The 20713-nt window shown below is 68.1% G+C and carries 19 protein-coding genes and 1 tRNA gene; 19 read left to right on the plus strand and 1 reads right to left on the minus strand.

Annotated features, from left to right (window positions below; translation table 11 throughout):
- Positions 1–136: 136 nt before the first annotated feature.
- The 9 genes from F788_RS0102000 (at position 137) to grxD (ending at position 7537) form a co-directional block, all read left to right on the plus strand.
- The gene (locus F788_RS0102000; protein ID WP_019589108.1) at positions 137–1870 is read left to right on the plus strand and encodes a tetratricopeptide repeat protein; all 1734 of its coding nucleotides are present in this window, start codon (positions 137–139) and stop codon (positions 1868–1870) included.
- Between the two features lie 5 nt (positions 1871–1875).
- Positions 1876–2499, plus strand: coding sequence for a lipoprotein insertase outer membrane protein LolB (gene lolB, locus F788_RS0102005; RefSeq protein ID WP_196800557.1), 624 nt, complete (start codon positions 1876–1878; stop codon positions 2497–2499).
- Positions 2499–3374, plus strand: a complete 876-nt coding sequence (gene ispE / locus F788_RS13515) for a 4-(cytidine 5'-diphospho)-2-C-methyl-D-erythritol kinase (protein ID WP_026300785.1) — start codon at positions 2499–2501, stop codon at positions 3372–3374. Before lolB ends, ispE begins: the two co-directional genes overlap by 1 nt.
- Positions 3365–3439 (plus strand) — tRNA-Gln (locus F788_RS0102015). Before ispE ends, F788_RS0102015 begins: the two co-directional genes overlap by 10 nt.
- 121 nt (positions 3440–3560) lie before the next feature.
- Complete coding sequence (locus tag F788_RS0102020; RefSeq protein ID WP_018869810.1) at positions 3561–4517, plus strand: ribose-phosphate diphosphokinase; 957 nt, start codon at positions 3561–3563, stop codon at positions 4515–4517.
- A gap of 129 nt (positions 4518–4646) precedes the next feature.
- Positions 4647–5345, plus strand: coding sequence for a 50S ribosomal protein L25/general stress protein Ctc (locus tag F788_RS0102025; protein WP_019021477.1), 699 nt, complete (start codon positions 4647–4649; stop codon positions 5343–5345).
- A 23-nt stretch (positions 5346–5368) separates the two neighbouring features.
- Entirely contained in the window at positions 5369–5965 is a 597-nt protein-coding gene (pth, locus tag F788_RS0102030) for an aminoacyl-tRNA hydrolase (protein WP_019589109.1), read from the plus strand.
- 42 nt (positions 5966–6007) lie between these two features.
- Positions 6008–7102 carry a redox-regulated ATPase YchF gene (gene ychF / locus F788_RS0102035; protein WP_019021475.1) on the plus strand — a complete coding sequence of 365 codons (1095 nt, stop codon included), beginning with the start codon at positions 6008–6010 and terminating at the stop codon, positions 7100–7102.
- Positions 7103–7198: 96 nt separating this feature from the next.
- Complete coding sequence (gene grxD, locus F788_RS0102040) at positions 7199–7537, plus strand: Grx4 family monothiol glutaredoxin (protein ID WP_018869814.1); 339 nt, start codon at positions 7199–7201, stop codon at positions 7535–7537.
- Positions 7538–7600: 63 nt separating this feature from the next.
- Here grxD and rnt read toward each other — a convergent pair whose 3' ends face one another.
- Positions 7601–8287 carry a ribonuclease T gene (gene rnt / locus F788_RS0102045; protein ID WP_018869815.1) on the minus strand — a complete coding sequence of 229 codons (687 nt, stop codon included), beginning with the start codon at positions 8285–8287 and terminating at the stop codon, positions 7601–7603.
- Between the two features lie 229 nt (positions 8288–8516).
- Between rnt and aceE the strand changes: the two genes are divergently transcribed.
- The 10 genes from aceE to F788_RS0102095 all read left to right on the plus strand — a co-directional run bounded on the left by aceE (position 8517) and on the right by F788_RS0102095 (position 20657).
- On the plus strand, positions 8517–11180 hold the full coding sequence (aceE, locus tag F788_RS0102050) for a pyruvate dehydrogenase (acetyl-transferring), homodimeric type (RefSeq protein ID WP_019021474.1): 2664 nt from the start codon (positions 8517–8519) through the stop codon (positions 11178–11180).
- Positions 11181–11207: 27 nt separating this feature from the next.
- Positions 11208–12572, plus strand: a complete 1365-nt coding sequence (aceF, locus tag F788_RS0102055; RefSeq protein WP_019021473.1) for a dihydrolipoyllysine-residue acetyltransferase — start codon at positions 11208–11210, stop codon at positions 12570–12572.
- Positions 12573–12588: 16 nt separating this feature from the next.
- The gene (gene lpdA, locus F788_RS0102060; protein WP_019021472.1) at positions 12589–14370 is read left to right on the plus strand and encodes a dihydrolipoyl dehydrogenase; all 1782 of its coding nucleotides are present in this window, start codon (positions 12589–12591) and stop codon (positions 14368–14370) included.
- A 30-nt stretch (positions 14371–14400) separates the two neighbouring features.
- Positions 14401–15393, plus strand: a complete 993-nt coding sequence (locus F788_RS0102065; protein ID WP_019589110.1) for an OmpA family protein — start codon at positions 14401–14403, stop codon at positions 15391–15393.
- An 86-nt stretch (positions 15394–15479) separates the two neighbouring features.
- Entirely contained in the window at positions 15480–16703 is a 1224-nt protein-coding gene (locus tag F788_RS0102070) for an argininosuccinate synthase (RefSeq protein ID WP_019021470.1), read from the plus strand.
- A 43-nt stretch (positions 16704–16746) separates the two neighbouring features.
- A complete protein-coding gene (locus F788_RS0102075) occupies positions 16747–17514 on the plus strand; it encodes a VacJ family lipoprotein (protein WP_019021469.1) in 768 nt (255 codons plus the stop codon).
- Positions 17511–18029 (plus strand): hypothetical protein, encoded by a 519-nt coding sequence (locus F788_RS0102080; RefSeq protein WP_019021468.1) that lies wholly within the window; start codon positions 17511–17513, stop codon positions 18027–18029. The genes F788_RS0102075 and F788_RS0102080 overlap by 4 nt, the downstream gene beginning before the upstream one ends.
- On the plus strand, positions 18026–19426 hold the full coding sequence (gene mpl / locus F788_RS0102085; protein WP_019021467.1) for a UDP-N-acetylmuramate:L-alanyl-gamma-D-glutamyl-meso-diaminopimelate ligase: 1401 nt from the start codon (positions 18026–18028) through the stop codon (positions 19424–19426). The genes F788_RS0102080 and mpl overlap by 4 nt, the downstream gene beginning before the upstream one ends.
- A complete protein-coding gene (locus tag F788_RS0102090) occupies positions 19423–20058 on the plus strand; it encodes a flavin prenyltransferase UbiX (RefSeq protein WP_018869824.1) in 636 nt (211 codons plus the stop codon). Before mpl ends, F788_RS0102090 begins: the two co-directional genes overlap by 4 nt.
- Positions 20055–20657: an LON peptidase substrate-binding domain-containing protein gene (locus tag F788_RS0102095; RefSeq protein ID WP_019021466.1), complete on the plus strand. Its 603-nt coding sequence runs from the start codon at positions 20055–20057 to the stop codon at positions 20655–20657. The genes F788_RS0102090 and F788_RS0102095 overlap by 4 nt, the downstream gene beginning before the upstream one ends.
- The last annotated feature ends 56 nt before the right edge of the window (positions 20658–20713 follow it).

Consider the following 20713-nt stretch of genomic DNA (forward strand, 5'->3'; position numbering starts at 1 on the left):
AACGTCCCCTGCGGGTCAGTAGTGTACGCGGTGAAAGGGTTCGGTACAGTGCGCAGGAATCCGGATGCCGGGCCCGAAGGAACCTGGCGCGGCCCGGTGCCGTCTCACTGAAAGCTGACATGCATGGAAAGCCTTTATGACCCGAACCCTGCTGGCCGCGGCCGTTGTCCTCCTTGTCAGCGGCTGTGCGCACCATTCGCTCGGTGCCGGCGAGCCGCTGGAAACCGACGCCCCGGAGATCGTGACCCTGCCCGAGAGCGGATTGCAGGAGGATCCGGAGGCGGCGCTGATGTTCAGCGTGCTTGCCGGCGAGATCGCCGTGCGTTCCGGGCAGACCGCCGATGCGGCGGCCTTCTACGGTGCGGCGGCGGCGCTGAGCCACGACCCGGAGATCGCCGAGCGGGCCACCCGCATTGCCCTGTTCGCGCGGGATCGTGAGCAGGCCCTGCGTTCCGGGGAGCGCTGGCTGGCCCTGTCGCCCGAACACATGGAGGCGGTACAGATCGTTGCGCTGCTGCGCATCGACGCCGGGCAGGTCGAGGCCGCCGCGCAGCTGCTGGATGAATTGATGCAGCGGCGCGCGCGGGAAGGTGCCAGTCCCTATTCATCGCTGGCCTCGCTGATGGTGCAGGCCGACAACCGGGACCACGCGCTGGAGACCCTGGACCACCTCGCCACGCGGCGGGCAGGGGATCGCGACACCTGGCGAGTGTATGCCGAACTTGCGCTGCGGTTCGACGCGACCGGGGCGGCGACCGGGGCGGCCCTGCAGGCCACCGAGCGGGGTCTCGAGCAGCATCCCGACGCCATCAGCCTGTACCTGTTGCGGGCACAGGCCCTGGAGCGAGACGAACGCGGGGACGAGGCCCTGGCCCTGATGCGCGAGGCCGTCGCCGCCCACCCGGACAGTCGCGACGCCCGCATCGGTTACGCCCATGCGCTGACCGACCATGCCGACGACGACCGGGGCCCGGAGGAGATCGCGCGGCTGGCAGAGCTGGCCCCCGACGACCACGAGGCCCGCCTGACGCTGGCCCTGCTGAGCCTCGAGAGCGGCTGGAACGAGGCCGCGCGCGAGCAGCTGGAGGCCCTGGATGCCCGCGGCATGCGCGAGAACGAGGTGGCCTATTATCTGGGCCGTCTGCACGAACTGGAGGGGGATGCGGACCGGGCCAGGACATTCTTCGAGCGGGTCGGCGAGGGCGAGTTTCGCGCGGATGCGCGGCTGCGCCTGGCGGCCCTGACTCTGCGCGAAAACGGTGCCGGGGCGGCGCGCGCTGCGTTCGACGAACTGCAGACGCACGACGACGCCGACGTGGCGCGCGAGGCCTGGGTCGTGGAGGTCAACACCCTGCGCGAGGAAGAGGCCTACGAACGTGCGCTGGAACGCGCCAATGCGGCCCTGGATGCCTTCCCGGAGGAGAGCGACCTGCTGTATCTGCGCGGGCTGATCCACGAGCGCCTGGACCGGGTGGACGCGGCGCTGCAGTACTTCCGCACGATCCTTGACAACGAACCGGACGATGCCACGGCGATGAACGCGCTCGGGTACACCCTGGCCGACCGGACCGACCGCTACGAGGAGGCCTACGAGCTGATCACGCAGGCCCTCGAGCAGCGTCCCGATGACGCAGCCGTGGTCGACAGCTACGGCTGGGTGCTCTACAGGCTCGGGCGGCTGGACGAGGCCGAGGAACAGTTGCGGCGGGCCTGGAGCATGATGGAGGACGGCGAGATCGCCAGTAATCTGGCCGTCGTGTTGTGGGAGCAGGGCGAGCGCGACGAGGCGCGCGATCTGCTCGAGAAGGCGCTGGAGCGCGAACCCGGACACGAGCGGCTGCAGCGGGTCCGGCGCGAGCTGCTCGAATGAGTCGAATGAGGGGGTCGGGTGTGCGCGCGGCACTCGCGCTGATGACCGTAATGCTGCTCGCCGGGTGTGCCGCCCTGCCCGAGGTGGACCGGGGCGACGCCGCGCAAAGGGCCTTCGAGGAGCGCAGCGAGAGGCTCGCCGCCATCGAAACCTGGCGCCTGGTGGCCCGCCTGGGGCTGGATACCGAGCGTGAATACTGGTCCGCACAGCTCAACTGGCGGGTGCAGGGGGGTACGCATATCCTCGATCTGTCCGGTCCGATGGGACGGGGTGGCGGTCGATTGACCCTCGCCGAGGGGCAGCCGGCGCGGCTGGTGACGCGCGACGGCCAGCATCACAGCGCGCGCGATCCGGATGTCCTGGCGCAGCGTCTCACCGGCGATGCGATTCCGGTGTCGGGGATGGTCTACTGGGTACGCGGGCTCCCGGACCCGGCGCATGCCTACGAGCGCGAAGTGGATGCCGAAGGGCGTCCGATCCGCATCCGTCAGGCCGGCTGGGAAATCGAATACGGCGAGTACGAGGAATTCGACGGCGAGTCCCTGCCGGTGCGCATGGAGCTGCAGCGCGATGCGCTCACGCTGCGCGCCGTGATCCGCCAGTGGCAGATGGGAGACGGATCCGCCTGATGGACAAGCTCTTTGCGCAGATCTTCCCCGCGCCCGCGAAGATCAACCGCTTCCTGCACATCACCGGTCGGCGCACGGACGGCTACCACGAGCTGCAGACCGTGTTCCAGTTCATCGATCTGGAGGATCGGCTGCGCTTCGAGCCGCGCCCCGGCGGGGAGGTGGCGATGGCCTCCGCGGATGCGGTGGACGGGTCGGAAAACCTCTGCGTGCGCGCCGCCCGCATGGCCTTTGCGGCCGCCGGCCGGCACGAGGGGGTGACGATCCACCTCGACAAGCGCCTTCCGGTCGGTGGCGGGGTGGGCGGAGGCAGCTCCGACGCCGCCACCACCCTGGTTGCGCTGAATCATCTGTTCGAGCTTGGCCTGGACGAATCAACGCTGGCCGACCTCGGCCTGCGTCTCGGCGCGGACGTGCCGGTCTTCGTGCGCGGCCTTGCCGCATGGGCCGAAGGCGTGGGCGAAACCCTGGTCCCGGTGCGGCCCGACTGCCCCTGGGCGCTGCTGATCGACCCCGGTGTCCCGGTCGCCACCGGAACCATGTTCGGATCAGGAGAATTGACACGCGACTGTCCCACCGAGAGAATTTCGCACGCGGTCGACGGCGCGGCATTTGGAAACGTCTTCGAACCGGTGGTCCGGACGCGCTATCCGGACATCGCCCGGGCGCTGGACTGGCTGGGCTCGCAGACCGACCGGGCCCGCCTGAGCGGAACCGGCGGTTGCGTGTTCGGACTGTTTCGCGACCGCGCCGAGGCCGAGAGGGCACGCGAGGAGCAGCCGCTGCCCTGGAGCAGCCGGGTCACCCGGCTGCGCAACGAGTCGCCCCTGCGGGCGTGGTTGCCCGAGTCGGGCCGCCATTCTACTGGGCCGTAGCCAAGCGGTAAGGCAACGGGTTTTGATCCCGTCATGCGCAGGTTCGAATCCTGCCGGCCCAGCCATACAATCGCCCCGCGCCGAAGGCGAGGGGCCATATTCCCGAACCCCGGCCCCGGCCGGGGTTCCTTACTGGAGACCGCGCCATCCGGGCGCGGTTCCGCACCACCCAGACCGGGACAAGTCGTGGTCGACAAGAGTCGCATGATGATCTTCGCGGGGAACGCCAACCCGCGACTGGCACAGGGCGTTGCCGAGCACCTCGGCCTGCCGATGGGGAAGGTGACCGTCGGCCGGTTCAGTGACGGCGAGGTCCAGGTCGAGATCCTGGAAAACGTGCGCGGACGCGACGTCTTCCTGATTCAGCCCACCGGGCAGCCCACCAACGAGAACCTCATGGAGCTCGTGATCATGGTGGATGCCCTGCGCCGCGCTTCGGCCGGCCGCATTACCACGGTGATCCCGTATTTCGGCTATGCCCGGCAGGACCGCCGGGTGCGCTCGGCGCGGGTGCCGATCTCGGCCAAGGTCGTGGCCAACATGATCGAGGCGGTGGGCGCCGATCGCGTGCTGACGATCGACGTTCATGCCGATCAGGTCCAGGGTTTTTTCAACGTTCCGGTGGACAACATCTATGCCTCGCCGGTGCTGCTGGGCGATGTCTGGCGGCACGTCTCCGGCGACCTGACGGTGGTCTCGCCGGACGTCGGCGGGGTGGTGCGCGCCCGCGCCATCGCCAAGCGGCTGGACGATGCCGACCTGGCCATCATCGACAAGCGCCGTCCGCGCGCCAACGAATCCGAAGTGATGCACATCATCGGGGACGTGCGCGGCAAGTCCTGCATCATCATCGACGACCTGGTGGATACGGCCGGCACGCTGTGTCAGGCAGCGAAGGCGCTGAAGCAGCATGGCGCCTCCTCGGTCAGCGCCTATGCCACGCACCCCGTGCTTTCCGGCGCGGCGATTGATAACATAAACGGTTCGGCGCTGGACGAGCTGGTGGTGACCGACACCCTGGCCCTCCAGCCCAACGCGCAGGCCTGTCCGAAGATCCGGCAGCTTTCGGTCGCGGAGATGCTCGCGGAGACCATCCGCCGCATCAACCGCGAGGAGTCCGTGAGCTCGCTGTTCGTGGACTGAGCCCGGGCCGGCGGAACCCGGCCTGCGTCGCCGGCGGTCGCCGGCTGCCCCGAATCCGGGAGGAAGGGCCTCCCGCTTTACGCCTCACCTGGTCGCGGGTGGGGCGCGTTCATTCTGGAGAACGTCATCATGAGCATGAGTTTTACCCTTGAAGCCGAAAAGCGTGACGAACAGGGTTCGAGTGCGAGCCGCCGCCTGCGTCGCGCCGGCAAGCTGCCCGCCATCCTGTATGGCGGCGAAGATCCTGCCGTGCCGATCACGCTGGATCACAACGCGATGGTTCACAACCTGAAGGAAGACGCGTTCTATTCGCACATCCTGACGGTCAAGCTGGGCGGCCAGTCGCAGAAGGCCATCCTGCGGGACGTGCAGCGCCATCCGTTCAAGCCCACCATCTACCACGTGGACCTGCTGCGCGTGAGCGCCAACCAGCCGATCCGCGTGAACGTGCCCATCCACTTCCTCAACGAGGAGACCTGCAAGGGCGTGAAGCCCGGCGGCGGCATGATCAACCGTCAGGTCAACGAGATCGAGGTCGAGTGCCTGCCGGACGATCTGCCGGAGTCGATCGACATCGACATGACCGACGTCGACGTGGGCGAGACGCTGCACCTGTCCGAGCTGAAGGGCAATCTGCCGCAGGGTGTCGAGATGGTCGCGCTGATGCAGGGCGACGAATACGACTACGCGGTCGTGACCGTGCAGCTGCCGCGTTCCGCCAAGGGTGGCGGTGGTGGTGGCGCGGCTGCCGCCGAGGGCGCCGAAGGCGAGGAAGGTGGTGACGAGGCCGCGGGCGAGGAAGCCGGCGGCGAGGAAGACAACGGCTGAACGCCGCGGTCACGACCTCCCGCATGACCAGCCGACCTGCGCCGATTCGCCTGGTGGTCGGGCTGGGCAACCCGGGCCCGCGTTACGCCGAAACCCGGCATAACGCGGGCTTCTGGTTTGTGGATGCCCTGGCCCGTGATCATGGTGCCCGTTTCCGTCCGGAGAACCGCTTCGATGGCGAGGCCGCCCGGCTGACCCTCCCCGAAGGTGATGCCTGGTTGCTCAAGCCAATGTCCTTCATGAACAAGAGCGGCCTGCCGGTGCGCAAATGCGCCGATTTCTATCGCATCGCTCCGGAGGAGATCCTGGTCGTCCACGACGAGCTGGATCTCGAGCCCGGCGTGGTCCGCCTGAAGCATGGCGGAGGGCATGGCGGGCACAACGGTCTGCGCGACCTGCACCGGCACCTGGGCGGCCCCGCCTACTGCCGTCTGCGCGTCGGTATCGGTCATCCCGGCGAACGCGACCGGGTGGTCCCGTTCGTGCTGGATCGTCCCGATCGCGATGCGGCTCGGGCGATCGGCGAGGCACTGGACCACGCGGCGCGCGAGATCCCGGCCCTGCTGGCCGGGCGCTGGGAAGAGGCCGTGCGCCATCTGCACGGTCGCGGTTCCGGCTGAGTCCGCACCGAGCCCGCACCGAGTTACATCCGAGGAAATCCCATGAGTCTGAAATGCGGCATCGTCGGCCTGCCCAACGTCGGCAAGTCGACCCTGTTCAACGCCCTGACGCGCGCGGAGATCGCCGCGGAGAACTACCCCTTCTGCACCATCGACCCCAACGTTGGCGTGGTGGAGGTGCCGGATCCGCGGCTGGAGAAACTGGCAGCGCTGGTGTCGCCGGAGCGGGTCCTCCCGACGACCGTGGAGTTCGTCGACATTGCGGGGCTGGTGTCCGGGGCGGCTCAGGGCGAGGGGCTGGGCAATCAGTTCCTCGCGCATATTCGCGAGACCGATGCCATCGCACAGGTGGTGCGCTGCTTCGAGGACGATGACATCGTTCACGTATCCGGGCGCGTGGATCCGCTGGCGGACATCGAGACCATCAGCACCGAGTTGATGCTGGCGGACCTGGAGACCGTCAACAAGGCCCTCACGCGCCTGACTCGGGCCGCCAAGTCCCAGGACAAGGAAGCCATCGCCCGGCTGCAGGCCGCGGAGAAGGTCGCCGAGGGGCTGGGCGAGGGCATCCCGGTGCGTGCCCAGGCGCTGGAGCCGGAGGAGCTCGAGCTGCTGCGCGATCTGCACCTGCTGACCATCAAACCGCTGATGTATATCGCCAACGTGAATGAAGCGGGGCTGGCCGAGGACAACGAGCAGGTGCGCGCGGTGCGCGAGAAGGCCGCCGAGGAGGGGGCGCAGGTGGTCAGCGTGTGCGCTGCCATCGAGGCCGAGATCGCGGTGCTGGAACCTGACGAGCGCGCCGAGTTCCTGGCCGATCTGGGTCTCGAGGAACCCGGTCTCGACCGCGTGATCCGCACCGCCTACGAGCTGCTGGACCTGCAGACCTTCTTCACTGCCGGGGAGAAGGAGGTGCGCGCCTGGACCGTGCGTCGGGGGTCCACCGCGCCGCAGGCCGCGGGCGTGATCCACACCGATTTCGAGAAGGGTTTCATCCGCGCCGAGGTGGTCGGTTACACCGACTATGTGGAGCACGGCGGCGAGCAGGGTGCCAAGGATGTCGGCAAGTGGCGGCTCGAAGGCAAGGAATACGTCATGCGCGAAGGGGACGTTGTACATTTTCGCTTCAATGTCTGAGTATAATACTCGGACTTTGTCGCGGGGGCGGCCCTGCTGCGCCCGGCACGTTTCCTTATCGCAATCACCCATCAGGCCCGTATCAGGAGTACAGCAATGGATGTAATGGACCGTATCCGCCAGCAGGTGGAAGAGAACCCGGTCGTGATCTTCATGAAGGGGAGCCCGCAGTTCCCGATGTGCGGCTTCTCGAGCCGCGCGGTGGAGGCGCTGAAGCGCTGCGAGCGCGAGTTCGGCTACGTCAACGTGATCGCCGATCAGGAGGTCATGCAGAATCTGCCGCGCTTCGCCGACTGGCCGACCTTCCCGCAGGTCTACATCGACGGCGAGCTCGTCGGCGGCTGCGACATCACCCTGGAGATGTTCGAAAGCGGCGAGCTGAAGAAGATGGTCGACGAGGCCCACGACAAGCACGCCCAGCGCAACGCCGGCTGAAGCGCCCGGCCCGCGGCGTGCCCGGCCCGTCATCGCGATCGCGGTGGCGGGCCTTTTTTGTGGTCAGCTGCCGGGCGGCAGCTCCTCGGGGTCGGGCAGCTGCAGCGCGGCCTGCGGCACGCCGATGTGGTCCTGCCAGTGGTTGGCGACCGCGCAGAACAGGTCGGCGGTCTTTTCGGCATCGAAGGCCGCGCTGTGAGCGGAATCGTTGTCCCACTCCAGCCCGGCGGCGCGCGCCGCGCGCGCGAGTACGGTCTGGCCGTAGGCCAGTGCGGCCAGCGAAACGGTGTCCAGGCTGCTGAACGGGTGGAAGGGGTTGCGCTTGATCCCGCAGCGGTCCGCCGCCTTGTGTACGAAGCCCAGGTCGAAATGGGCATTGTGTCCCACCAGGATCGCGCGCTTGCACAGGTTCAGCTTGACCTCGCGGCGCACCTCGCTGAACAGTCGGCCCATCGCCTGATCTTCCGGCCACGCCGCGCGCAGCGGATGGTAGGGGTCGATCCCGTTGACCTCCAGCGACTTCGGATCCATCTCCGAGCCTTCGAACGGACGCACGTGCAGACTGACGGTATGGGCGCGCTCCAGGCGATCCTGCTCGTTGCGGCGCAGGAAGACCGCGGCCACCTGCAGCAGGGCGTGGCGTTCGCAGTCGAACCCCCCGGTTTCCACATCGACGACCACGGGCAGGAAGCCGCGGAAGCGGTGGGCCATGGGGCGGTGCGACGGATCGAGCTGGGCGGGTGCGGCCATGCGGTTACCTTGGTTCGAATCGATTTCGGGAAGATCTTTGCGTATCCCGCCCGTTTTGCGGGAGATCGGCGCCATAGAACGCTTTCGCTTGACCTGTTGGCAACACAGTCGGGATACTTGCGCCTTTCTGTCCGCCCGGGCCGCGGCATGGTAGCAGAACCGCCCTGCGCCCGGTGGCACGGCCCCGCGCCCGCGAACCGTTTCCCAACCCGTTTTCAGGGGTAGACGCATGGACCTGAACGCCATCCCGAACGACATCGATCCGCAGGAAACCCAGGAGTGGATCGACGCCCTTGCCTCCGTGATGGAGGCCGACGGGCCCGAACGGGCGCACGCCCTGCTGGAGGCCCTGGTGGACAAGGCCCGGCGCAGCGGTGCCTATCTCCCGTACTCGGCCAACACCGCCTACGTGAACACCATCCCGCCGCACCTCGAGCCGGTATACCCCGGCGACGGCGCGCTGGAACACCGCATCCGCTCCTACATCCGCTGGAACGCGATGGCGATGGTGGTCAAGGCCAACCGGGTGTCGCCGGAACTGGGTGGTCACATCGCGTCCTTCGCCTCCGGGGCCACGCTCTACGACGTCGGCTTCAACCATTTCTGGCGCGCCCCGTCGCACGAGCACGGCGGTGATCTGGTGTTCGCTCAGGGGCACTCCTCGCCGGGGATCTACGCCCGTGCCTTCCTCGAAGGTCGCCTGACCGAGGAGCAGCTGGATCATTTCCGCCGCGAGGTGGACGGCAAGGGGCTGTCCTCCTACCCGCATCCCTGGCTGATGCCGGACTTCTGGCAGTTCCCGACGGTGTCCATGGGGCTCGGCCCGATCATGAGCATCTACCAGGCACGATTCATGCGCTACCTGCAGGATCGCGGGCTGGCGCAGACGGAGAACCGCCGTGTCTGGAGTTTCGTTGGCGACGGCGAGGTCGACGAGGCCGAGACCATGGGGGCGATCACCCTGGCCTCGCGCGAGAAGCTCGACAACCTGACCTGGGTGGTGAACTGCAATCTGCAGCGCCTGGACGGTCCGGTGCGCGGCAACGGCAAGATTGTGCAGGAGCTGGAGGCGATCTTCCGTGGCGCCGGCTGGAACGTCATCAAGGTCCTGTGGGGGCGCTACTGGGAGCCGCTGCTGGCCAAGGACACCGACGGCCTGCTGCAGAAACGCATGATGGAGGCGGTCGACGGCGACTACCAGAACTACAAGGCCAACGACGGGGCCTACGTGCGCGAGCACTTCTTCGGCAAGTATCCGGAGCTCAAGGCGATGGTCGCCAACATGTCCGACGAGGAGATCTGGCGCCTGAATCGCGGCGGTCACGACCCGGTCAAGGTCTACGCGGCCTACAAGGCGGCCATGGAGCATACCGGGCAGCCGACCGTGATCCTGGCGCACACCGTCAAGGGCTACGGCATGGGGTCGGCGGGCGAGGCCCAGAACCGCACCCACAGCCAGAAGAAGATGGACACGGAGGACATGAAGCACTTCCGTGACCGCTTCAACATCCCGCTGTCGGACGAGCAGGTGGAACGGGCCGAGTATCTCAAGCCGGATCCCGACTCCGAAGAGATGCAGTACATGCACGAGCGGCGCAAGGCGCTCGGCGGTTACCTGCCGCAGCGCCGGCACATGACCACGCCGCTGGAGGTCCCCGGACTGGACGCCTTTTCCGGGCTGCTGGAGGACTCCGGCGATCGCGAAATGTCCACCACCATGGCCTTCGTGCGCATGCTGCAGATCCTCGCGCGCGACAAGAAGATCGGGCGGCACGTGGTCCCGATCGTCCCGGACGAGGCGCGTACCTTCGGCATGGAAGGCCTGTTCCGCCAGCTGGGTATCTATTCCTCGGTCGGTCAGCTCTATGAGCCGCAGGACAAGGACCAGGTGATGTATTACAAGGAGGACAAGGGCGGCCAGATCCTGGAGGAAGGGATCAACGAGGCCGGCTCGATCTCCTCCTGGATCGCCGCCGCGACGTCCTACTCCACCCACGGCGTCGCGACCATCCCGTTCTACATCTTCTATTCGATGTTCGGGTTCCAGCGCATCGGCGATCTGATCTGGGCCGCCGGCGACCAGCGGGCGCGCGGTTTCCTGATCGGCGGCACCGCCGGCCGCACCACCCTGGCCGGCGAAGGGCTGCAGCACAACGACGGCCACAGCCACATGATGGCGGCCAACGTGCCCAACTGCATCGCCTACGATCCGACGTTCGCCTACGAGCTGGCGGTGATCGTGCAGGACGGCATGCGGCGCATGTTCCGCGAGCAGGAGAGCGTCTTCTACTACATCACGGCGATGAACGAGAACTACCATCAGCCGGCGATGCCGGAGGGCGCCGAAGAGGGCATCCGCCGTGGCCTGTATCGTTTTCAGGCCGGCGGACGCAAGAAAAAGAAGGTCCGCCTGCTGGGTTCCGGTACCATCCTGCGCGAGGCGATCGAGGCCGCGGCGCTGCTGGAGCAGGACTTCGGTGTGTCGGCCGAGGTCTGGAGCGCGACCAGTTTCACCGAGCTGGCGCGTGACGGTCGCGACTGCGAGCGCCACGCCCGGCTGCATCCGGACGCGAAGCCGCGTCGCAGCTGGGCCGAGCAGTGCCTGGGCGGTTCCGAGGCGCCGGTGGTCGCGGCCACCGACTACGTGTCGAACTTCGCCGATCAGATCCGTGCTTATGTGCCCGCCGACTATCGCGTGCTGGGCACCGACGGTTTCGGCCGTTCGGACCTGCGCTCCGCGCTGCGGCGCCACTTCGAAGTCGACCGCTACCACATCGCGGTGACCGCGCTGAAGGCCCTGGCCGATGCCGGGACCGTCGAGGCGAAGACCGTCCGCGAGGCGATCGACAAATACGAGATCGACACCGATCGTCCCAACCCCCTGCAGGCCTGAGGCCGGCGTCCCGAGGCAGGAGCAGACATGAGCGACACGATTACGGTTGAAGTCCCCGATATCGGTGACTTCAAGGACGTCGAGATCATCGAGGTACTGGTCAAGCCGGGTGACACCGTGGCGCCCGAGGACCCGCTGATCACCCTGGAGTCGGACAAGGCCTCCATCGAGATCCCGGCACCGCAGGGCGGTACCGTGCAGGGCATGAAGGTCAAGGCCGGGGACCGCGTCTCGCAGGGGGATGCGATCCTCGAACTGGCCCCCGCGGACGAGGCTGCCGCCAGTGGTGCCGCGGAAGCTCCGGCGGAGGCCGCCGCCGAGCCGGCCGCCTCCGCCGGAGGCGAAGAATCGGCACCCGCGGCAGCGGCCAGCGCGCCGGATACCGGGTCCGCGCCGGCCAGGGCATCGGCCGGCGACTCGGGTGGTACCGGCGGGCAGGGCGGCCAGGGTGGCCCGCGGCCATCGCCCACCGCCCATATCGAGAACGAGTCTGCGTTCCGTCGCGCCCATGCCTCGCCCGTGGTGCGCAAGTTCGCGCGCGAGCTGGGTGTGGACCTGTCCAAGGTCGAGGGGAGCGGTCGCAAGGGGCGCATCCTGCGCGAGGACGTGCAGGCCTTCGTCAAGCGCGCGCTCAGCCAGCCCGCCGGTTCCGGACTGGGGGTCGAACCCATGCCGGAGATCGACTTCTCCGAGTTCGGTCCGATCGAGACCCAGCCGCTGTCGAAGATCAACCGGCTCACCGGCCAGAACCTGCATCGCAACTGGGTTACCGTTCCGCACGTGACGCAGTTCGACGAGGCCGACATCACCGAGCTGGAGGACTTCCGCAAGTCGCTGAAGGCCGAATACGAGAAGCAGGGGATCAAGATCACTTTCCTGCCGTTCCTGATGAAGGCGGTGGTCTCCGCGCTCAAGGAATACCCGCGCTTCAATGCCTCGCTGGACGCGACCGGCGAGAACCTGGTGATCAAGCAGTACTACCACCTGGGCGTGGCCGTGGATACGCCGGATGGTCTGGTGGTTCCGGTCGTGCGTGACGTGGACCGCAAGAGTCTGGTGGATATCGCCTCCGAACTGATGGACCTGTCGAAGCGGGCGCGCGAGAAGAAACTCAAGCCCGCCGACATGCAGGGCGGCTGCCTGACCATCTCCAGCCTCGGCGGCATTGGCGGTACCCAGTTCACGCCCATCGTCAATGCCCCGGAGGTCGCCATCCTCGGGGTGTCGAAGGCTTCGATGCAGCCGGTCTGGAACGGCGAGGAATTCGAGCCGCGTCTGGTGCTGCCGATGGCCCTGTCCTACGACCACCGGGTGATCGACGGGGCCCTGGGCGCCCGCTTCACCACCACGCTGAGCGCGCTGCTGTCCGACATGCGGCGCATGCTGCTGTAATCACCGGAGCTTTGTCATGAGTCAGACCACCACCGTCGAAGTCCCGGATATCGGCGATTTCAAGGATGTCGAGATCATCGAGGTCCTGGTCCAGCCGGGCAGCACCATCGCCCCGGAAGACCCGCTGATCACGCTCGAATCGGACAAGGCGACCATCGATGTCCCGGCACCGCAGGCGGGTACGGTCAAATCCGTGCACGTAAAGACCGGCCAGCGGGTGTCTCAGGGGGATCCGATCCTGGAACTGGAGGCCGGTGCGGAGGCCGGGAACAGCGAGGCTTCGTCCGCCCGGGCGGAGGATACCGAGGCGGCGTCCGCGGAACCCGCCGGCGCGGCCGGGGCGTCCTCCACCCCGGCGCCGCAGGCCGCGGCCGACCCGAACACCGACAGCCAGTGCCAGGTGCTGGTGCTGGGCTCCGGCCCCGGCGGCTACACCGCCGCGTTCCGCGCCGCGGACCTGGGCCTGGATGTGGTGATGGTCGAGCGCTATCCGCAGATCGGCGGGGTCTGCCTGAACGTCGGCTGCATCCCGTCCAAGGCGCTGCTGCACGCCGGCGAGGTGCTGCACGAGGCCGAGCGCTTCGCCGCGCTGGGCATCAAGTTCGGCGAACCGGAGATCGACCTCGACGGCCTGCGCGGCTACAAGGACAAGACGGTCAAGAAGCTGACCGGTGGCCTGAAGCAGCTGGCCAAGCAGCGCAAGGTGCGCGTGGTGCAGGGCGTCGGCGAATTCACCGGGGCCCACAGCATCGCGGTCGAGGGGGATGATGGCCGCGAGGTGATCGGTTTCGAGCACGCGATCATCTCCGTCGGCTCGCAGGCGGTGAAACTGCCCGGCTTCCCCTGGGACGACGACCGGGTGATGGACTCCACCGATGCGCTGGATCTGGCCGACATCCCCGAGCGCATGCTGGTGGTCGGCGGCGGCATCATCGGCCTGGAGATGGCCTGCGTGTACGAGTCGCTGGGCACGAAGGTCACGGTGGTGGAACTGTCCGATACCCTGATGCCGGGGGCGGACCGCGACATCGTGCGCCCGTTCGAGAAGCGCGCGAAGAAGCGCTTCGAGAACATCTTCCTCAAGAGCAAAGTGACCGGGGCCGAGGCCACCGAGCAGGGCATCGTCTGCCGTTTCGAGGGCGAGGCCAAGGGTCTGCCGGAAGAGGGCACCTTCGACCGCGTGCTGGTCGCCGTGGGGCGCAGCCCGAACGGTGCGAAGATCAACGCCGAGGCCGCCGGGGTGCAGGTCAGCGAGCGCGGCTTCATCGAGGTCGACAGCCAGCAGCGCACCAATGTCGAGCACATCTTCGCCATCGGCGACGTGGTCGGCCAGCCGATGCTGGCGCACAAGGCGACCCACGAGGGCAAGGTCGCGGCCGAGGTGATCGCCGGGCACAAGGTGCATTTCGACGCGCGCGCGATCCCGTCGGTGGCCTATACCCACCCGGAGGTCGCGTGGATGGGGGTGACCGAGGAGCAGGCGCAGGCCGACGGCATCGAATATACCAAGGGTGTGTTCCCCTGGGCCGCCTCCGGCCGGGCCATCGCGCTGGGCGCCGAGGACGGCATGACCAAGCTGCTGTTCGATGCCGAGGGCCGGGTGATCGGCGCGGGTCTGGTGGGGCCCTCCGCCGGTGATCTGATCGGCGAGGCGATGCTGGCGCTGGAGATGGGCGCGGAGATGGAAGATATCGGCCTGACCGTGCATCCGCATCCGACGCTCAGCGAGACGGTGGCCTTTGCCGCCGAGGCCGCGCACGGCTCGATCACCGATATCCTGCCGCCGAAGAAGGGTTAGAGGCGGGTGCGCCGCGAGTCACGTCCGGGGTTGCCGCGGGTCGCCGGGGGGCTGGCGGCCTGGCTGACCGGCGCCGCGCTGGTCCTGCTGGCCGCTCCGGCGCCGGGCGGCACGCTGTATCAGGAGACGCTCGAGCGCTCGGACTGGACCCGCGTCGAGATCGACGACCTGTGCCGCCTGGAACAGCGGGTGCGCCACGGCGGTTCGCTGCAGTTCGAGACCCGTCCCGGTCTGGCGGTCCGCGCGTTCTGGGATCCGCCCTATCCCATGTCCGGGCGCTCGCAGGCGCCGCTGGAAACCGGGGCACCGGAATGGCTGCCCGGCGACGGCCCGGCGCCATTGTCGCTGATGCTGCGGGCGGGCCCGGACGACCGCTTCCGTGTGTCGGACGAACGCGTGCAGGCCCTCAAGGCCCGTTTGCTCGCCGGCCATGATGTGCGCATCGGGTTCCCCGACGGCGAGGACATCGTGCATTTCCGTGGCATCCGTTTCGGCCGCCGGGTCGAGGGATTCCGCATCTGTCAGGCGGAGCAGGGGATGGCCGAAGGGGCCCCGGAGGCCGGTGACGGAACGGCACGCGAGCGCTGGGTGGTCTATTTTGATTCCGGGCGCACGGCTCTGGACGGTGAGGCCCGGGCGACGCTGGACCGGGTGGTGGCGGCCCTGGACGGGGTCGAAGGACCGCGTTTGCGGGTGATCGGCTTGACCGATGCCGAAGGCCCGGACAGAGTGAACCGGCGAATCAGCCAGCAGAGGGCCGAAACCGTGCGTGACGCGCTTGGCGAGTCCGGCCTGGGCGAAGCCGACATCGAAATCGAGGCCGGGGGCGTCGCTCCCGGGGTCGAGGACGAGTCACGCGATGCCCGTCGCGCCGAGATCTGGTGGGTGGGCGAGCGCGACAGCAGCGGCTCCGGGGCTCCGGGTGAGGATCCGGCACCGGAGGCTGCCGGTGACGCCGACCCCGCACGGGATGACCCGGCCGCTCCGCAGCCGGTGGAACCCGGGGACGGTACGGCCTGGTAGCCGTACCCGCCGCCATGGCTTGATAGGCCCGGCCGACTGGCCGGCGTAAACATTGATTCAGTGTCTTTCCCAAGGATTGCATGCCCATGAGTTCGAACATCAAGCGCGTCGTCCTCGCCTATTCCGGCGGTCTGGATACCTCGGTCATCCTCAAGTGGCTGGAGGAGCAGTACGGCTGCGAGGTCATCACATTCACTGCCGACCTGGGCCAGGGCGAGGAGGTCGAACCGGCCCGCGCCAAGGCCGAGGCCCTGGGGGTGAAGCAGATCTACATCGAGGACCTGCGCGAGATCTTCGTGCGCGACTATGTCTTCCCGATGTTCCGCGCCAACACGGTCTACGAGGGCGAGTACCTGCTGGGGACCTCCATCGCCCGACCGCTGATCGCGCGGCGGCTGGTGGAGATCGCCGAGGAGACCGGCGCCGACGCGATCGCCCATGGCGCGACCGGCAAGGGCAACGATCAGGTGCGCTTCGAGCTCGGGGCCTACGCGCTCAAGCCGGGGATCGAGGTGATCGCTCCGTGGCGCGAATGGGACCTCAATTCGCGCGAGCGCCTGATGGCGTACGCCGAACAGCACGGCATTCCGGTGGACTATGCCCAGGCCGGCAAGAAGTCCCCGTACTCGATGGACGCCAACCTGCTGCACATCTCCTACGAGGGCGGTCCGCTGGAGGATCCGTGGACCGACTCCGAGGAGGACATGTGGCGCTGGTCGGTGTCGCCCGAGGCCGCGCCGAACGAGCCCGAGGTCCTCACCATCGGTTTCGAGAACGGTGATCCGGTCTCCATCAACGGCAAGCAACTCTCGCCGGCCGCGCTGCTGTCGAAGCTGAACGAGCGCGGCGGGGCCCATGGCATCGGTCGGCTGGATATCGTCGAGAACCGTTATGTCGGCATGAAGTCGCGCGGCTGCTACGAGACCCCGGGCGGTACCATCCTGCTGCGTGCGCGCCGCGCGCTGGAGTCGATCACCCTGGATCGCGAGGCCGCCCACCTGAAGGACGAGCTGATGCCGCGCTACGCCAGCATCATCTACAACGGCTACTGGTGGAGCCCCGAACGGCGCATGCTGCAGGCGGCGATCGACGAGTCCCAGGGCGTGGTCAACGGCGAGGTGCGCCTGCGCCTGTACAAGGGCAACGTGATGGTGGCCGGTCGCCAGTCGCCGGACAGCCTGTTCGACGAGTCCATCGCGACCTTCGAGGACGACGCCGGCGCGTACGACCAGAAGGACGCCGAAGGCTTTATCCGGCTCAACGCGCTGCGCCTGCGGATCGCGGCCAGCCGCAACCGCAGCGGGACCTGAGGTCATGGGCTTCCCGGGGCGTCCGCGAGGGTCGGCGCGGGGCATGCTGCGGTGGCTGGTCGTGCCCGGGCTGGCGCTCGGTCTGCTGCTCGGCCTGGCCGGCTGCGCCAGCGTACCGTCCGAGGACCGCCATCCGGATGATCCCTGGGAGTCCTACAACCGCGCGATGTTCGCCTTCAACCAGGAGGTGGACCAGGCGATCCTCAGGCCCACGGCCGTGCAGTACCGCCGCCTGCCCGACCCGGTGCAGACGGGCGTCGGTAATTTCTTCTCCAACCTCAACGACGTGACGGTCCTGTTCAACAACCTGTTGCAGGGCAAGCTGCACGCCGCGGCCTCGGATACCAGCCGGCTGATGTTCAACACCACGTTCGGTCTGGCCGGCCTGATCGACGTCGCCTCGCCGATGGGACTGGACAAGAACAACGAGGATTTCGGCCAGACCCTCGGTGCCTGGGGCGTGCCGTCCGGGCCCTATCTGCAGCTGCCGCTGCTGGGGCCCAGCACCGCGCGGGATGCGCCCGCCCGCCTGGTCGACAGTCAGACCGATCCGCGCAACGTCCGCAGCGTCCGGCGCGATCGCACGCCGCTGTGGGTCGGCCTGGTGGTGGTGGACGTGGTCGACATGCGTGCGGGGCTGATCGACACCGAGGCCATGATCGACCAGCTTTCCGATGACCCCTACATCGCCATGCGCAGGGCGTATCTGCAGCGGCGCGATTTCCTCACCGGTGGCGCCCAGGCCGACGAGCAGGCCGAGGAGATGCTGGACGAGCTTGAGGCTCTGGAAGCCATGGAGGCCGGGGAGTGAACGGCCTGCTGGTCATGCTGGACATCCTGCGCGCCCGCCGCGGACCGCAGGACCTGCCGGCGGATCCCGCGCTCGCGGTGTTCTGGATCGGGGTCGCGGTGGCCGTGGGGCTGGCCATCGGCGTGCCGATGTATGGCGCGACTGCGGCCCTGGTCATGAATCTGGTGGATGTGGCGGTGCTGTTCGGCTTCGTGGCCCTGGCACTGCGGTTTCAGGGCTTTGTCGGGCGCCAGGTGCAGACCTTTACCGCGATGGTGGGTACCGGGGCGATCCTCGGGCTGCTGATGGCGTTGCTGACGCTGGTCGCTCCGATTGATCCGGAGGCCGGGGAGGCCCCGCCGCTGGCGGTACTGGGCATGTTGCTCCTGCTGGGCTGGTTGCTGTTCGTGTATGGCCATATCCTGCACCAGGCCCTCGAACTGTCGAACCGCATGGCGGGGGTCGTGATCGCGCTGGGGTTCGTCCTGATCTCGTCGGTGATCACCCAGGGCGTGGCCGGGGCGGTGACGGCATGAACCGCTCCGCCGATCTGCACATCCTCGGGATCGGCGGGACCTTTATGGGCGGGCTGGCGCAGCTGGCGCGCGCCCGCGGCTATCGCGTGAGCGGGGCCGACGCGCAGACGCTTTATCCCCCCATGAGCGAGCAGCTGGCGGCCGCGGGCATCCCTTACCACGCGGGTTACGAGGCCGAAGCCCTGCCCGAGGACGTCCCGGTGGTGGTGGGCAACGTGATGACCCGTGGCACGCCCGCGGTGGAAGCGATGCTGGACCGCGGGCAGGCGTACACCTCCGGTCCCCAGTGGCTGGCGGAGCACGTGCTGCACGACCGCTGGGTGCTGGCGGTCGCGGGGACCCACGGCAAGACCACCACCAGCTCGCTGCTGGCCTGGATCCTGGAATACGCCGGCATGGCGCCGGGGTTCCTGATCGGCGGGGTCCCCGGCAACTTCGGCGTGAGCGCGCGTCTCGGCGATTCGCCGTTCTTCGTGATCGAGGCGGACGAATACGACAGTGCGTTCTTCGACAAGCGCGCCAAGTTCGTCCATTACCGACCACGGACCCTGGTGCTGAACAACCTCGAGTACGATCACGCCGACATCTACCCGGATCTGCAGGCGATCGAGCGTCAGTTTCATCATCTGGTGCGCACCGTGCCGGGCCAGGGCAAGATCCTGATGCCCGCCGGGGACGCCGCGCTGGAACGCGTGCTGGAGTCCGGCTGCTGGACACCGGTGGAGCGGCTCGCGACCGGCGAGGATGGCCCCGCAGACTCGCCGGTCGCGCTGAGCGCTCGCTCGCTGTCTGCCGACGGGCGCTGCTTCGAGGTCCTGGAAAACGAACAGCCGTGTGGTCGCGTTGAATGGTCGATGTGCGGTCGGCACAACCAGGCCAATGCCCTGGCGGCGCTGGCCGCGGCCCGCCACGCCGGCGTGCCGCTGACCACCGGGCTCGCGGCGCTGCCGGAGTTTCGCGGGGTCCGTCGACGCCAGGAACTGCGCGCGGAGATCGCCGGGGTCCGGGTCCTGGATGACTTCGCCCATCACCCCACCGCCATCCGCATGACCCTCGAGGGTCTGCGCGGCGGACTGGACGAGGGCGGGCGCCTGCTGGTGGCGCTGGAGCCCCGGTCCAACACCATGCGCATGGGGGTGCACGCGGGTGCGCTGGGCGATGCCCTGGATCGCGCCGACGGCGTGCACCTGTACCGGCCACCCGACCTGGACTGGGCCATCGGTCCGCTGCGCACCCGCCTGGAAGAACGCCTGACGGTGGCGGCGTCGGTGGATGAGCTGCTGCAGGGGCTGCTGGACGGCCTGCGACCCGGCGACACCCTGGTGATCATGAGCAACGGCGGTTTTGGCGGGCTGCATCAGCGCCTGATCGACCGCCTGCGGGAGGAGCGGTCATGAGTCGGCGCATCGCCCTGGCCCTGACCGGCGCGTCGGGGGCTCCCTATGGCCTGCGCCTGCTGGAGTGTCTGGTGCAGGCCGGGGTCGAAGTGCATCTGATGGTGTCGAAGCCGGGGCAGGTGGTGCTCGGGATGGAGACCGACCTCGGCGTGCCCGGGCGGCCGGCGGAGATCGCCCGGTTCTTCAGTGAACGCTACGCTGCCGCGCCGGGTCAGATCCAGTGTTACGGCCCGGATCAGTGGACCGCCCCGGTGGCCAGCGGCTCGGCGGCCCCCGAGTCCATGGTCGTGTGCCCCTGTACCACGGCCACGGTCTCGGCGGTGGCGACCGGGGCCTCGCGCGGGTTGATCGAACGCGCCGCCGACGTGGTCCTGAAGGAGCGCCGCCGCCTGATCCTGGTGGTGCGCGAGACCCCGTTCTCCGAGATCCATCTGGAGAACATGCTGCGCCTGACCCGCATGGGCGCCGTGGTGATGCCGGCCAATCCGGCGTTCTACCATCGCCCCGAAGGTCTGCAGGACCTGATCGATTTCATGGTGGCGCGGGTCCTGGATCACCTGCAGATCGAACACGCACTGGGTCCCCGCTGGGGGGCCGGGCATGGCCAAGCCGGAGAGGACGGCCCCGAATGAAGACGCTTCCGCTGTTTCCGCTGAACACCGTACTGTTCCCGGGTGGTCTGCTGCCGTTGCGGATCTTCGAAACGCGCTATCTCGACATGGTGCGTGGCTGCCTGCGCGACGACAGCGGCTTCGTGGTGGTGGCGATCGAGCCGCCCGCCGAGGGCGAAGAGCCGCCGGACGAATCGGATCCGACGGTGGGGTTCCATGCAGTGGGCACCGAGGCGCGCATCATCGACTGGGACCAGCGCTCCGACGGTCTGCTGGGGATCCTCGCCAAGGGGGCGCAGCGCCAGCAGATCCACAACCCGCGGCGCGGAGATGACGGACTGTGGCTGGGCGAGGTGGAGCCGCTGGACGAATGGCCGGCGGTCAGCCTGCCGGTGGACTATGCATCGCTGGCCGATCTGCTGGAGCGTCTGCTGGATCAGCTGGGCACGCCCTGGTCGCACCTCGAACGGCACCTGGATGATTCGGCCTGGGTGGCCGGGCGGCTTGCCGAGCTGCTGCCGGTGGATCTCGGGATCAAACAGTCGCTGCTCGAATCCGATGATCCGATCGATCGTCTCGAGCGTCTGCGGGCGGCCATGCTCGCGCAGTCGTCTCCCTGACAGCATCCGGGCGGCCTGTTAAGGTAAAGGGCCGTAATTTCAAGCCGGAGCCGATC

Origin of the sequence: Thioalkalivibrio sp. ALE10 (assembly GCF_000381385.1) — a bacterium.
Classification (GTDB): domain Bacteria; phylum Pseudomonadota; class Gammaproteobacteria; order Ectothiorhodospirales; family Ectothiorhodospiraceae; genus Thioalkalivibrio.

Coding starts and splice junctions, on each gene's coding strand:
- lolB (WP_196800557.1), top strand. CDS start 1,876: ATGAGGGGGTCGGGTGTGCGCGCGGCACTCGCGCTGATGACCGTAATG.
- pth (WP_019589109.1), top strand. CDS start 5,369: ATGACCAGCCGACCTGCGCCGATTCGCCTGGTGGTCGGGCTGGGCAAC.
- rnt (WP_018869815.1), bottom strand. CDS start 8,287: ATGGCCGCACCCGCCCAGCTCGATCCGTCGCACCGCCCCATGGCCCAC.
- lpdA (WP_019021472.1), top strand. CDS start 12,589: ATGAGTCAGACCACCACCGTCGAAGTCCCGGATATCGGCGATTTCAAG.
- F788_RS0102095 (WP_019021466.1), top strand. CDS start 20,055: ATGAAGACGCTTCCGCTGTTTCCGCTGAACACCGTACTGTTCCCGGGT.
- aceE (WP_019021474.1), top strand. CDS start 8,517: ATGGACCTGAACGCCATCCCGAACGACATCGATCCGCAGGAAACCCAG.
- ispE (WP_026300785.1), top strand. CDS start 2,499: ATGGACAAGCTCTTTGCGCAGATCTTCCCCGCGCCCGCGAAGATCAAC.
- grxD (WP_018869814.1), top strand. CDS start 7,199: ATGGATGTAATGGACCGTATCCGCCAGCAGGTGGAAGAGAACCCGGTC.
- mpl (WP_019021467.1), top strand. CDS start 18,026: ATGAACCGCTCCGCCGATCTGCACATCCTCGGGATCGGCGGGACCTTT.
- F788_RS0102075 (WP_019021469.1), top strand. CDS start 16,747: ATGCTGCGGTGGCTGGTCGTGCCCGGGCTGGCGCTCGGTCTGCTGCTC.
- F788_RS0102070 (WP_019021470.1), top strand. CDS start 15,480: ATGAGTTCGAACATCAAGCGCGTCGTCCTCGCCTATTCCGGCGGTCTG.
- aceF (WP_019021473.1), top strand. CDS start 11,208: ATGAGCGACACGATTACGGTTGAAGTCCCCGATATCGGTGACTTCAAG.
- F788_RS0102025 (WP_019021477.1), top strand. CDS start 4,647: ATGAGCATGAGTTTTACCCTTGAAGCCGAAAAGCGTGACGAACAGGGT.
- F788_RS0102090 (WP_018869824.1), top strand. CDS start 19,423: ATGAGTCGGCGCATCGCCCTGGCCCTGACCGGCGCGTCGGGGGCTCCC.
- F788_RS0102000 (WP_019589108.1), top strand. CDS start 137: ATGACCCGAACCCTGCTGGCCGCGGCCGTTGTCCTCCTTGTCAGCGGC.
- ychF (WP_019021475.1), top strand. CDS start 6,008: ATGAGTCTGAAATGCGGCATCGTCGGCCTGCCCAACGTCGGCAAGTCG.